The organism is Trichlorobacter lovleyi, from assembly GCF_015239775.1.
Taxonomy (GTDB): Bacteria; Desulfobacterota; Desulfuromonadia; order Geobacterales; family Pseudopelobacteraceae; genus Trichlorobacter; species Trichlorobacter lovleyi_B.
The window spans coordinates 1825572-1839724 of record NZ_CP058409.1 but is presented as its reverse complement, the minus strand read 5'-3'; the positions used below and the strand labels follow the sequence as shown (position 1 = coordinate 1839724).

Here is a 14153-nt window from a genome sequence, read left to right as displayed (position 1 = left end):
CCCTTTCAGAAGGTCACTTCAAGACTGCCATAGGCATTAAAACCGGGGTCACGGAACTGCCAGGGCATTTCATAGCGCTTATTCAAGAGGTTGTTTAGCTCAAGAGCTGCCTTCATGGTGTAATCTGCTGTTTTGAAGAGGGTCTTGTGTGCCTTCAAGTTCAGCACCTGATAGGGACCAAATGACCTGCGGCTGCTTTTTGAGGTGCTGTCATAGTAGTTGCCCACCATCTGAAGATAGGGTGAAAGCGAGATATCAAACGGCAGATTAACGGTCAGGCCGATATTGGCAATATAATCAGGCACAAACGAGATATCGGCCCCGTCCTGATCACTGTCCAGCGGGTTTTCCACCGTGGTAGCGGTATAGGTAACGTTTGCAAACCAGCGCAGCTCATCAGCCAGCCGATGATCCAGATTCAGTTCCACACCATAGGAACGGGTGGTGCCGGCATTGGTTGATCTGCTCTGCGACGGCGTCGTGCTGACCACGTTTTCGACAATGGCATCTTCCACCTGGTTGTAAAACCCGCGCAGGCCGATGATCAGACTGTCCAGAGGGCGCAGCTCAACCCCCAGATCAGTACCGATGCCATGTTCAGGCTTGAGGTCAAAACTGGGCAACTGCCCGTTAGCAGTACTCATGGCTGTGACGGTTCCGCCGAGCTGTTTGGCTGATGGCGCCACAAAACTTGATCCGGCGTTGCTGTAGAAGGCAATTTCAGGGCTGGCATTGTAACGCACCCCGACGCTCCAGAGCAGGGATTCCCAGCTATTGTCATGCTTGGGAGGGGCCACGCCATTAAACAGATCATAACTGTGATGGGTATAGTTAAAACGGCCTCCAGCCCGGAAGACCCATTTATCCAGCACATACTTTTCCTGCAAAAAGATACCGGTTGAATAGGCGGTCACGTCACTGCCAGTACTCTTGCTGCCATTGGTCTCTACAGAGGTTTTGTAGGTTGCCACCTGGGAATCGGCCCCGACGGTAAACAGACTGTTACCGGCATGGCTGATACTCAGGGTCAAGTCAGAAGGGAAAATCTGCTGTTCAACACCGTCATGTTCACGCAGTCCCAGGTTGGCAGGAAAATTATCCTCTGCCCAGCGCCGGTCGTAGTTGCGATAACCACTCTTCAGCTGCAGATTGACAGCGCTGGTGATCTGGTTGCTATAGCTGGCATTGACGGTATCGTACTGATGGTTGAAATCACGGTTGGGACGGCCTGCATCACCGGAATGCTGGGTGTGGTGGGCAAACAGGGACAGCTTGTGGTCATCCCGGTCAAACAGGTAGGTCAGCTTGGCGTAGAGTTTGATCTTGTCATATTCAGGATCTTTAAGAATGTTAAGCCATGAACCGGTGGTGCCGTAATTGGTATAGTCAGACTGTTCATAACTGACCCCCATGAAGTAGTTCAGGTTTTCCTTGCGGCCCTGGTGGTAGAAACGGGCATCCAGTGTATTGTAGCTGCCATACCCCACCAGCGCCCTGGTGGCGGTATGGTCAATCCGTTCCTTCAGAATAAAGTTGGTGATGCCAGCCAGTGGCGTTTCATTGCCGGCAAAATCCATGGTCAGATAGTTGGAATACATGACCGAAGCCGGCCCCTTGTGGATTTCCACCTGGCCAAAGGCCCAGGGATCAAGGCTCATGGCATCCACAAAGGAGTCAATCGGCAGGCCGTCCAGCAGGTAGCCGTTATACTTGGGGCCCAAACCGCCAAATGAGCCCCAGTTGGCATCATTACGGGAGAGCGGATTCACAAACTGACCAGAGGTGTATTTGAGCAGTTCGGCAATATTGCGGTTGTAGCTGGTCTGCTGCTCGAACTCTTCAGGATAGAACAGTTCCACCTTCTGGGTCACGGTATCCTGGGACTGAGCCACCTTGCTGTCGGTTATGACCAGTTCAGACAGTTTATCCAGACTCAGGTCGTAAATGTTCCGTTCTGCACCACAGGCACTGCCGGCAGACCAGCAGATCCCTGTCAGACAGACAACAACCCCGGTTGCAATACGTTGCCTCATGCCGCCCTCCTCTCAACCGGCAGCCGGAACCCAAAGCGGCTCCTTGTCCGGCCTGCACCCTGATCTGACATTGCCATACGTACAAGCGAGCACCACGGTCATGGTGTCTCGCGATCAGGGTGATCTGGTGATGCTGTTCCCTGAGGCAGACGTACCCTGCAGGTGGTCCCCTGCCCCACGACCGACTCAACCTCGATGCTCCCCCCTGCCCCGCTGATCGCCTCCCGGGCCACGGTCAGTCCCATACCGCTGCCCTTGCCCACTTCGCGGGTGGTGAAGAACGGCTCAAAGATACGTGGCAGATGCTCTGCCGGAATGCCGCAGCCGTTATCACTGATACAGACCAGCACCTGATCGGCATCCTGAAACGCCCGGACTGTCAGCTCGAGCCCTTCGGCCCGCGACTTGAGGGCATTATCGATAAGATTGGCAAAGGCCTGCACCATTAAGGGGACCCGGCAAGTCAGCAAGGGCAGCTGGTGCAGATCGGTGGTGAGCCGGGTATTGGGGGGAAACTGCGCTGCCATACCTGCCAGCAGCTGTTCCAGCTCCCGCCTGATATCCATCGGCTGCTGTTCCATGCCGTCAAGGTGGGCAAAGTTTTTCAGCTGCGCCACAATCGTTGCAATCCGGTCAGTTCCCTCCAGAGACTGCCCCAGCAGCACCCCGCTGTCTTCCAGCAGAAAATCCAGCTTCAGCTCTTTCCAGCGCTGTTCCGTCTGACGCCTGATAACCTCCGGCGAGGCCTCTTTATCCAGCATCAGACGGTACAGTCCCAGCATCTCGGCCATCCGGTTCTGGTACTTGGCAAAACTGTTCAGGTTACTGCGGATGAAACCCAGCGGCGTATTGATTTCGTGGGCCATGCCGGCAGCCAGTTGCCCCACTGCAGCCAGTTTTTCCTGTTGCAGCATCCGTTGATAGGCCTGCTGCAGTTCCGTGGTCCGCTCAACCACCTTTTTCTCAAGATCACGGGCCAGATCACGGTAACGCTTTTCTGATTCCATCAGGCGGCGGTTGGTGCTGACCAGCTGATCATAGGATTCCTGTACGATGCTGGTATGTACCTCAGTGGTCAGCATCCGCTTCAGGTTGTTGGTCACCGTCAGCTGCAGCGCCTCCTGCAGCAAGCGGGCAAGCGCCTCAAAGGCCGGATTGGAACCGTCCGGTTCCAGCAGCAGGGTTCCCTTTGGCTCCCCCTCAACCATGATGGGCAAGCGTTTCTGAAGCGGTTCTCCCCTGTCTGCAGACGGGGCTGCGCCAAGTGTTGCCAGGGGCAGATCATCCTCATCCAGCAGCGTTGCACGAAGAATCCCCAGTTTGAGTCCACTACGCAGAAGCGGCTCGATCTCAGCCCTGGACACGATCTCGGACAGCCGCTTTTCTTCGCCAATGATAAATTCAATGTGGGATGTGGCTTCGTTCATATCGTTTTCACCACGGACTGTACGAATGCGCTTTGGTCAACCTGATAGCGTTCCAGTAATCCCAGCTTTTGATCCACACTCTTCAAAACCCCCTCAACCGCAGCCTGAAAGGTCTCCAACACCCCCTGTCCCTGCAGGGCGGAAGCCATATACACCGGCAGCCCGGTGGGAGCCCAGGTTTCTCTCAGCTCCGCCTCCAAGACCACATCCGGCAGGTCACGTTTGTTAAACTGCACCACCAGCGGTAGCTTTTCAATATCCAGCCCCACCAGTGTCAGATTCTGTTCAAGGTTGGCAAAACTCTCGGCATTGACCGCCATCTGACTGATCCGGGAGTCAGCCACAAAGACCACACCATCGGCCCGTTGCAGCACTGCCTTGCGGGTGGCATCATGACGGACCTGCCCCGGTACGGTATAGACCTTCAGCTTGATCCTGAAGCCCGACGGCGCCACATAGAAAAACGGCAACAGATCAAAATAGATCGTACGGTCTTCAGTGGTATCCAGCAACATCAGCTCACCACGGCCTTCCTGTTGCAGACGGTCATGCAGACTCAGCAGATTGGTGGTTTTCCCTGACAGGGCTGGGCCATAATAGACCAGTTTCAGCACCAGCTTGCCGTGGAGTTCGTCAAATTCGATCATGCAAAGGCCTTAGTCCTTCACTTATCTCTGATGTACCAAGGCCCAGATCCCCCGTTGCGGCGGATCAAGCTGGTAGTAGCGCTGAATCGCCTCAATCTTGACCGCATCCAGGGTAACCCCCTTGTTCAGCAGCATCAGACCGGTACCGGACAGTACGTCACGGGTCAACAACATCCCGTTGCGCAGCTCTTCCGGTCGCAGCTCAAGCTCTACCGTGGCATTGGGATCCATCTCAGGCATGGTAAAGTAGGCATAGCGGGCGATCTTGCGGAATACGCGCTGCAGCCCGGGATCAAGCTTGATGGAAAGCCCCAGCTCCACCCTGACCAAGGCCTGTTCTGCCGTGTCACCGCCGTTGGCCACGGCACGGTCAAGTTGATCAGCATAGGCCAGAATCCGGGCGCCGATCGGAATCTGATCACCTTTCAGCCTGTCCGGAAACCCGGTGCCGTTATAATTCTCGTGGTGATGTCTGATCAATACGCCGGCCGGACGCAGGTCAACAATGCTGTCAATGGCCATCTGGCCACGCACCGGATGCTGACTGTAGAGCTGCAGGTCATCCTGTGTCATATACTCCTGAGACTTTTCCAACACCCTGTCCGGTATGCCGATCTCACCGATATCGTGCAGCAGGGCTGCAGTCCTGATGATCTCGATCTCTTCAGGCATTAGACCATATTCCCGTGCTGCAGAGGTTGCCAGCTCAGCCACATTGCGGGCATGCTGCTGCATCCGCTGCCCCTGCATCTCTACCAGATTTGAAAAGGCACTGATGATCCCGTTGTAGTTGTGCTTCAACTGAATCAGGGCTTCATTCAAGTCGTCCGCCTTCTTGCGAATGGCAGTGGTTTGCTGCAGCACACGGTTTTTCAGGTTTTCATTCCACTGCTTCAACTCTTCATTCTGAGCCTGCACAATGGCCTGCAACCGCTTGTTTTCACTGGACAGCCTCCAGGTCTCAACCGCTCCCCGCAGGGTCTGTAACAGGTCCTCGTCCTGCCAGGGCTTATTCAGGTAACGGCTGGCTCCACCTTTATTGATGGCATCAGCTGCAGCTGAAATATCGGAATAACCGGTCAACAGCATCCGGATCGCATCCGGCGCCAACTGCTGTGACTGCTGCAGAAATTCAGCCCCGTTCATACCGGGCATCCGCTGATCGGACACAATCAGCGCAACATCCTGAAGCGTGGTCAGTTTACGCAGGGCTGCATCCCCCGAGTTTGCAATTTCCGTATCAAACTCTTCATCCATGGTCAGACGCTGTAGTGCCTTGAGAATGTTATCCTCATCGTCGACAAACAGGACAATCGGCCGGGCCGGTTCATCATTCATCGCCTTGCACCTCCTGACGGGCAATGGGCAGAAACAGCTGTATCAGCTCAGGATCAAAGTGGGTGCTGGTCATCTCCTCCATAATCTCCATCACCCGCTCAAGCGTATAGGCCTTACGATAGGGCCGATCCGAATAGAGTGCATCAAATACATCGGCAATGGCCACAATCCGTGCTTCAACCGGAATTTCAAAGCCTTTCAAACCAGAGGGATACCCTGCACCGTCAAAACGTTCATGGTGATAAAGGATCACATTCACCACCGCTTCAGACATCTGGGCCTGACGGGCCACTTCAGACCCCCAGCGGGGATGCTGCATGACCGACTCCCTGTCGTCCTCATTCAGTCTGCCGGGGAAATTCAGCACCCGCTCGGGCACCCCGATCTTGCCGCAGTCATGCAGCCAGCTGCCATGCTTGATATCTTCCAGTTTTTCTTCAGCCAGACCCACGGCTTTAGCCAGGGCAACCGCATAACGGGCAACCCGGTCGCAATGTCCCTTGGTGTAAGGATCTTTCAGCTCAACGGTCTGGGCCAGGGAAAGGTAGACCGTTTCGTCCTTGGTGGTGCCAAGTGACTGCACCAGCTGATAACGCATCAAGGCCTCGTCCACCACCTCCATCAACTCCTGGTTATTCCAGGGCTTGGTCACAAAACGGAATGCCTCACTCTTGTTGATGGCATCAATGGCGATTGAGAGATCGGCATAGGCGGTCATCATGATGCGGATCGTCTGGGGCCAGCGGGCCTTGACCTTTGCCAGGAACTCAATCCCGCGCATGGATGGCATCAGGTAATCGGAAACCACCACCCAGACATCTTCGCGCTCCATGATCTCCAGCCCTTCCTGACCGGAAGCGGCAAACAGGCAGCGCACATCATCCCGTTCAATATACATCCGTTCCAGGGCACTGCGGATCGGCTGTTCATCATCGACAAACAAAACAGTAGGCATTGATCAGACCTCCAGAAATACCAGCACAACCGATTCACTCTCGGCAAAGACCACCGTACGTCCCAACACCCGCCAGCTACGATCACCAAAACGATCAGTCAGATCCAGGGTCTTCTCCCTCCGGACCTGCTCCACCAGAGCCCTGAAACGCTCATCACAAAAATGCTGGATATCAGTACCAAAAAAGTCTTCACAGAGCTGCTTCAGGATGCCTGCCGCAACCGTATTACAATGTGCGATCAGGCCGCCTTCGTCTATCCCCACCACCCCAACCGGCAGGTTGCCCAGCATGGTCTGCGAGAATTCAAGCGCCCTGTTGCGCAGTTCCAGATCTTCCGTGCGCTGCTGCACCTTTTGTTCAAGCACCAGATTTGCCCGGGCCAGCTCAGCCAGCAGCTCCTGGTTTTTCTTCAGCAGCGAGTAACGTTCTAGACAGTTCTGAATAGTGACCCGCAGCTCTTCATCATTCCACGGCTTGGGGATAAACTTGTAAATATGTCCTTCATTGATGGCGGCCACGATTGCTCCGGCATCTGCGTAGCCGGAAAGTACAATCCGCACCGTATCAGGCCAGCGCTCATAAACCGCCTTGAGAAACTCCACACCGTTCATGACCGGCATCCGATAGTCGGAGACCACCACCTGAAAGGAATCACCTGATTCAGTCATGATTTCGAGCCCTTCTTCACCTGAACCGGCAGTGACAATCTCATAGTCATCATCCAGAAAAATCCGTTCCAGTGCCCGCAACACATTGCGTTCATCATCAACACACAGTATTTTTACCGGCATATTCAGGTTATCCATGCTCAACTCCTTGCCTGATTTCCAGCATACCTCAGTCCTCCACCGGTAGCCGCACAATAAAGGTCGTCCCTGCGCCCGGCTCACTCTTCACACTGATCTCCCCCTGATGCTTACGGACAATATCAGCCGAGATCGAGAGCCCCAGGCCGGTTCCCTTACCGGCCGGCTTGGTGGTAAAAAACGGTTCAAAGATCCGCTCCTGCACCTCTTGAGGCATCCCTTTGCCGGTATCAGCCACAGAAACGCAGACCTGGCCCGGCTCAGACCAGGTGGTTACCGTAATGGTACCCTGCTGCTCCATGGACTGGGCCGCATTTACCAGCAGGTTGAGAAAGACCTGGTTCAACTGTTGCGGGTTGCAGGTAATCTCCGGAATGTCGCCAAACCTGCGTTCCAGGGTGGCGATATACTTCAGCTCATTCCAGGCGATATTGATGGTGGTTTCAAGACAGTCGTTCAGGTTGGCCCGGCTCTTCTCGGCCTGATCCAATCGGGAGAAACTCTTCAGATCCTGTACGATTCGTCTCACCCGGTTGGCACCGTCCAGACTCTCGTTGATCAGCTCATTCACATCGCTGATGATGTAATCAACCTTCAGCTTCTGGCGCAGGTGATCAAGCTCCTCCAGTCCGGGATGATTGGGGCATTCGTACAGCGACTTCTGCATCGCGGCTATAAAGGCATCCAACCGTTCAGCATACTTCCCCAGCGAGGTCAGGTTGCTGGTAATAAACCCCATCGGGTTATTGATCTCATGGGCCACTCCGGCTGCCAGCTGACCGATGGAGGCCATTTTTTCCTGCTGGATGATCTGGGCCTGCATCGCCTTCATGGTTTCTTCGTATTTCTTCTGTTCGGCAATGGTCTGCTGCAGCTCCTGCATCTTTGCCTCAAGCTTGTTAAACAGCACCTCATTGTAGTTACGCAGCAGCTTCATCTCTTCATCCAGCTGTTGTCCTGTTTCAAACAGTATCAAACGCTGCTGTTCTGCCAGCACATCGCTGACTTCAGTAAGCAAGGACTGAGGAGGAGACGGCTTGACCAGATAACGGCACGCACCCAGTTCCAGGCCAAGCTTTTGTTCCTGTTGTTCAACATAATCGCTCGAATACAGGATAATCGGCACCTGCTTCAGAGTCTGATCGGCCTTGCATTGACGACACAGTTCAAAACCATCCATCACCGGCATCATCACATCGGTTATGATCAGGTCAGGGGGCTGTTGGTGCGCAATAGCCAGCGCTGTAGCACCGTCAACCGCACAGGCAACATTGTGCCCGGCCTGCAACAGGGTTTGCTCAAGCATGCTGCGACTCATCAATTCATCTTCAACGATCAGTATATTTGCCATAGGAGTGCCCTTGTCACCTTAGCTATCAGCTGGGGGAACAACCGGCAACCTGACCGTAAAGGTGGTTCCGGCCCCAACGGCACTTTCCACCAGAATTTCTCCACCATGCTTGTGGATGATGTCATAGCAGATCGAAAGCCCCAGCCCGGTCCCCTTGCCCACATCCTTGGTAGTAAAAAACGGTTCAAAGATCCTGTTCAGATGCTCCGGGGCAATCCCTTTGCCGGTATCAGTGATAGCAACACAGATCACTTCCCCCTCCTGCCAGGTTCGTACCGTGATAGTGCCGTGCCCTTCAATGGCATGGGCCGCATTCACCAAGAGATTCATGAAGACCTGATTCAACTGCTGCGGCCTGCAGGTTACCATCGGTAGATCCCCATACTGCTTAACCACGTCAGCCACATATTTTATCTCATTGCGGACCATGTTCAGGGTGCTGTCCAGATTATCAACAAGACTGACCGGCTTTAACTCAGCCTCATCAACATGCGAAAAACTCTTTAAATCCTGAACAATACGACGGACCCGCTCCGCTCCGTCCAAAGACTCCTCCAGCAGGCTCTGCATATCCTCAAGAATGAAATCGATCTTCATACTTTTTTTGGTTTTGGTTATCTCATCCACCAGGGCCGTGTTACCGCTTGCTCCTGCCAGATCAACCAGGCTGGTTTCAAATGCCCGCAGCTTGTTGATATATTTTGCAAGCGACGAAAGGTTGCTGGAGATAAACCCCATCGGATTATTGATCTCATGGGCCACTCCGGCTGCCAACTGTCCCACCGAGGCCATCTTTTCCTGCTGCACCGCCTGCATCTGAACCAGTTTCAGGTGATTATAGGCAGCTTCCAGCTCCTGGTTGATGGCCCTGATCTCGGTGATATCACGGATATTGACCACATTTCCAAACAGGACCCCGTTTTTGTTGCGCAGCGGAAAGGTACGCAGGTCAAAGTAGCGCACTCCCTGCTTGTCGTGGATGGTACCGTTTCCATTCTTGTAATCATCAATCACAAAACCGAGTCCATACAGGATGGTGGCCCAGCTTTTACCGACAAATTGCTCGAACGGCATGTTTAAGAGCTGGATAAAAGGACGGTTGCAGCGTTGGATACTGCCCTGTGTATCGCACATCAGGACAATATCGGTTATGCAGTCCAGGGTATCCTCCCACTCCCGTTTGCCTGCCTCAACCTGGGCAAACAGCTTGTCAAGCTTCGTGTGCTGCAGCGCGATCTCTGCCGTACTCCGCTCCAGTTCCTCCTCTAGCAATTTCCGCTCCGTCATATCCAGTACGGTCTCGATAACGGCAATTCTGTTACCTTGCTGGTCATGGATGGGAGATGCCTCAAAAAGGATAAAGCGGCGTTTGCCCCCCAGGTTTTCATACCAGCCTTCAGCTTGCAGGGCGCCCGGAATATGGAGTGACGGTTTGATCTGCGTATAGATTCCTTCATTTTCCTGAGCATTGCCGGTCAGCACCAGATCAGCCAACACTGGACGTTCATGGTGATAAAAGGCGCTCCATTGACGCCTGGTGCCGATCATCTCTTCCTTGGCCAGCCCTGAGAGATCCTGCAGGGCGTTGTTCCAGATAACAATCCGGTGGTTTTCATCCAGTACAAAGACCGGAACAGCCGCATTGCCGATCAACTGTTCAAGAAAGGTCTTCTGCTTCTCAAGCATATCCTGCAGTTGCATCAGGTCTGAGATATCGGAAAAACTCCCCCGCACACCGACAAAACCGCCATCCTCATCGCAGATCTGCTGGCAGTTGTGGGAAACCCAGTGTTCATCACCGTTACGGTCAAGCAGCTTGAGATTGATGCTGTTGGGCATCAGGAGCCGTTGCTGGTGCATGGCAACATGCTCAATCCAGAGTCCGAGAGATTCAGGTGCGATAATCTTTTTGAATGATTCCAGGTCAGGTTCGAGCTCAAGCTTGCTGTAGCCGGTCAGAGATTCACAGTTTGGCGAGATATAACCGATCAGGTTATCCGATAACACCAGATAGACCAGATCGGACGAATAATCCGCCACAATGCGGTAGATATAACTGGTCGGGCTCATGACCATCTCCCTGCTGGCAAACTGTCCGGTTCCGGCGGATTCAACGGCAGACTGATGGTAAAGGTGGTGCCTTGGCCCAGTTCACTCACCATGGTCAAGTCACCGCCATGTTTTTTGATGATTTCATGGCTGATGGACAGGCCCAGGCCGGTCCCTTTACCCACTTCCTTGGTGGTAAAGAACGGGTCAAAGATCCGGCTGCGGATCTCTTCAGGTATGCCGCAGCCAGTGTCGCTGATGGCAACAAAGGCATTTTTGCCATCAGACCAGGTTCGTATGGTAACCGTGCCAAGATCTTCCCCTCCTTTGTCTTCAACGGCATGGGCCGCATTCACCAGCAGGTTAAGCAGGACCTGATTGATCTGCTGGACATTACAGGTCACTTTGGGTAGCTCTCCGTATTCCTTGACCAGTTCAGCCACATATTTGATCTGATTCCAGATAATCGTCAGGGTGCTGTCAAGGCACTGGTTAAGATCTGCGCTTCCGAGCTGTTCAGTATCGCTGCGGGCAAAGGTCTTCAAATCTTTTACGATCTTCATCACCCGGCCGGCGCCTTCTTCACTTTCGGCAAGCAGCTGACGTACATCCTTCAGTACATACTCAAGCTTCAACTGTCTTCGCAACTCAGCAACCGTCTGCTGTTGCTGCATATCGGCAGATTGCTCTACCGTTGCTTCAAGAGTTGCAATGTAACGATCAAATTTATCAACATATTTTTCAAGGGTACCAAGATTGCTATTGATAAACCCCATCGGGTTGTTGATCTCGTGGGCAATGCCGGCAGAAAGCTGACCGATCGAGGCCATCTTGTCGTTCTGCAGCAGTTGAGCCTGCATCTCCTGTAGTGCCTGTTCATCCTGACGACGCCGGGTGATGTTGAAGTGAGTCAGCACAGCACCGCCGGACGAGTTCTCAAGGGGGGTAACGTTCACAATGAACCAGCGTTTTTCCTGGGGGCTGTGACAGGCATATTCTGAAGAAAAGCTTTCCATGGAGCGATCCTGCACAGCTCTGATGCCGGACAACAGATCTGCAACAGCTGGATCGTCCTGCACAGCCCTGTCACAGACCTGCAGATAGTTAAGTCCAACGCCGTCAGCCAGCTGCTCTGAACCGCCGTTATTTAAGGCAAATTTTTTCCATTCGGTGTTGACCCGGATGATCTCGCCCGCACCGTCAATGACGGCAATAGTACTTTTCATGGAGTTCATGATCGAGCTGACCAGAACCTCACTGGCCAACAGAGAATCAGTAAACTGTTTGCGCTCCGAAATATCATGGACCACAGTCAGAAAGCGTTGGCCGTGGAGTGTTGATACCAGTTGCAGGTGCACTTCAACCGGGTAACTGCTGGCATCGGCACGTTTGTGGACTGTTTCAAAGCGCAGCAGGTTCAGGTCACCGGATATGAGTGGTGCCGTTAACTGCACAAACTCCCGTCGGCTGAACGGCTTGATGTCCAGCGGAGTCATCCGCAGCAGTTGTTCCTCGCTGTAGCCCAGATTATGCTGGGCAGTGCGGTTGACATACTCAAACTGCAAGGTGTCAGGTCTGAAGACATACAGCTCGTTCTGCACGGCCTCAAGCATGGCCAGCAGATCCCGCATTGACTGTTCCGCAGCGACCCGCTCGGTATCGTCATGTACAATATGGACAGCTCCGGTCACCATTCCCTGTTCATTCAGTAACGGGTCCACCGTGATCTGCAGCCAGCGTTGGTCTTCAAACACAAGCTGACTTTCCGTTTTGCGGCTCCGGCAGGCCCGTAGCATGGGACAGTCTTCAATGGGATGGCTGGTAGCATGTACCAGCTCCCAGCAATGCTTACCGAGAATACCGTCAAAACCGCGCTTGAAAAGCCGTGTACTGGCCAGGTTGCAACGCAGGATCCGCTGTTCGAGATCAATCAGGCTGACACTGTCGCTGATGGCATCAAAGGTGGTCTGCCATTCCTGGCCGGCATGGATCAGCTTCAGTTCCAGTTCCAGCCGTTTTGCGATCCGCCAGACCTCAGACATCATCAAATCAAGCTGCAGAACATCATGATCCGCATAGGGCAGCTTTTTATTGGCAACCCCCACCACTGCTACAATCCGTTGATGTTCGTCAAAGACCGGCACACTCAGGAAGCGGGAAAGGGGCACATGTCCTTCCGGGTAGCCGCGTTTGAGCGGATTTTCCTCTTCAAAGTCATTCACCAGAATCGGCTTGCGTTGTCGTACCACCTCACCCCAGATACCGGTTTTATCGAGCTGATAGACCGACTGCGGATTGGCAACGGTACAAGAGGGCATGACCTCCTTTGACCAGCTGCTAAGCACAAACTGCTGCAGATCTTCATGGTACAGGTAGATATAGCCGATCTTACTGCCGGTGATATGGATCACCTTTTCCAGGGTATAGTCCAGCAGCTCCTGGATGGTCGTGGCAGGACATTTACTGATATCCAGCAGGGCCTGCAGCCGCTCTTCGTTCCAGGCCAGTTCCTGGCTGGTCTCCAGCAAGTCACTGGTACGTTCCTGCACCTCTTTTTCAAGCACAGCCTGGCGTTTGTAATGATACATCTGACGGATCAGCAGCAGCACGCCTGCCCAGCAACCAACCAGTGCAAGCGAGGTCAGCCACAGGTCGGTGCGCCAGTGTTTGAGATAGTCATCAACGGCCAGCCCCACATTCAGGTAGAGTGGGTATGGCGCTAATCTGATATAGGAAAAACTACGCCTGACACCGTCACTGGCACTTTGGGCAAGATAACTGCCACTTGAGGTTATCCCCTGCGGCAGCTTCGGCAGCCAGTCATTTGGTATCTTTGCATTGCCACTATCAGGTGGCGTTTCCCTCTGCTTTTGTGCTGCATAACCGGTAATCAGGGACATATCAGCAGAATGTAACGAGACACTGCCATTTTCGCCTAAAGACGCCTTGCTGAATAACTCGTGAAACTGCTGCAGCGACAAGGTAGCAAAGGCCACTCCGCCAAAACGGTTGCCGGACAGATTGATCCTGCGGGCACAGATCATTACCCATTTACCGCTGATCTTACCCAGAACCGGTTTTGAGAGTACCATTCCTGCCTCAGGGTGATCCCGCAGGTAGCTGAAATAGGCCCGATCAGCAACACTAACCGACCTGTTTGGCGACGTGCCACTCCCCAGCACCACCACCCCTCTGGCATCGCAGATCCTCAGGCTGTCCAGTTCGGGAATACGACGATACTGCCGTTCGATAAACAGGAGCAATTCCTGCGTATCACCACCTCTTTGGTGATGACACAACACCTCTTCAGCCGTGACTTGCAGGGCATAGTCCACCTTCTCCAGGGTATTGGTGACGGATTTCCCCAGAATCCGGGCTGTGGAACGGGCAAACTGTTCTGCTTCAGAGAGAGCCTGCATCCGGCCCCGTGTCAAACTGTAGACAGCCGGCAGACTTATGACGATCAGCAGCAGCAACAGCCCGATCACCATCCGGTTCAAAAACCCGCCTGAAGGCGCTGTATGAGTGGGTAAACGGAACATCTGC

9 protein-coding genes are annotated in these 14153 nt (G+C 53.7%); all 9 read right to left on the bottom strand.

The features are described from left to right. Positions 1 to 5: 5 nt before the first annotated feature. The 9 genes from FY034_RS08465 to FY034_RS08425 all read right to left on the bottom strand — a co-directional run bounded on the left by FY034_RS08465 (position 6) and on the right by FY034_RS08425 (position 14149). A complete protein-coding gene (locus FY034_RS08465; RefSeq protein WP_265555170.1) occupies positions 6 to 2033 on the bottom strand; it encodes a TonB-dependent receptor plug domain-containing protein in 2028 nt (675 codons plus the stop codon). Between the two features lie 98 nt (positions 2034 to 2131). Next, entirely contained in the window at positions 2132 to 3460 is a 1329-nt protein-coding gene (locus tag FY034_RS08460; protein WP_265555169.1) for a sensor histidine kinase, read from the bottom strand. Then, entirely contained in the window at positions 3457 to 4107 is a 651-nt protein-coding gene (locus FY034_RS08455) for a GTP-binding protein (RefSeq protein ID WP_265555168.1), read from the bottom strand. Before FY034_RS08455 ends, FY034_RS08460 begins: the two co-directional genes overlap by 4 nt. Positions 4108 to 4128: 21 nt before the next feature. Then, a complete protein-coding gene (locus tag FY034_RS08450; protein ID WP_265555167.1) occupies positions 4129 to 5445 on the bottom strand; it encodes an HD domain-containing phosphohydrolase in 1317 nt (438 codons plus the stop codon). Beyond that, positions 5438 to 6400, bottom strand: a complete 963-nt coding sequence (locus tag FY034_RS08445) for an HD-GYP domain-containing protein (RefSeq protein WP_265555165.1) — start codon at positions 6398 to 6400, stop codon at positions 5438 to 5440. Before FY034_RS08445 ends, FY034_RS08450 begins: the two co-directional genes overlap by 8 nt. A gap of 3 nt (positions 6401 to 6403) precedes the next feature. Then, positions 6404 to 7207: a response regulator gene (locus tag FY034_RS08440; RefSeq protein WP_265555163.1), complete on the bottom strand. Its 804-nt coding sequence runs from the start codon at positions 7205 to 7207 to the stop codon at positions 6404 to 6406. A 31-nt stretch (positions 7208 to 7238) separates the two neighbouring features. Continuing rightward, complete coding sequence (locus FY034_RS08435) at positions 7239 to 8558, bottom strand: ATP-binding protein (RefSeq protein WP_265555162.1); 1320 nt, start codon at positions 8556 to 8558, stop codon at positions 7239 to 7241. Between the two features lie 18 nt (positions 8559 to 8576). Continuing rightward, a complete protein-coding gene (locus FY034_RS08430) occupies positions 8577 to 10628 on the bottom strand; it encodes a PAS domain S-box protein (RefSeq protein ID WP_265555161.1) in 2052 nt (683 codons plus the stop codon). After that, the gene (locus tag FY034_RS08425; RefSeq protein WP_265555160.1) at positions 10625 to 14149 is read right to left on the bottom strand and encodes an ATP-binding protein; all 3525 of its coding nucleotides are present in this window, start codon (positions 14147 to 14149) and stop codon (positions 10625 to 10627) included. Before FY034_RS08425 ends, FY034_RS08430 begins: the two co-directional genes overlap by 4 nt. Positions 14150 to 14153 lie beyond the last annotated feature (4 nt).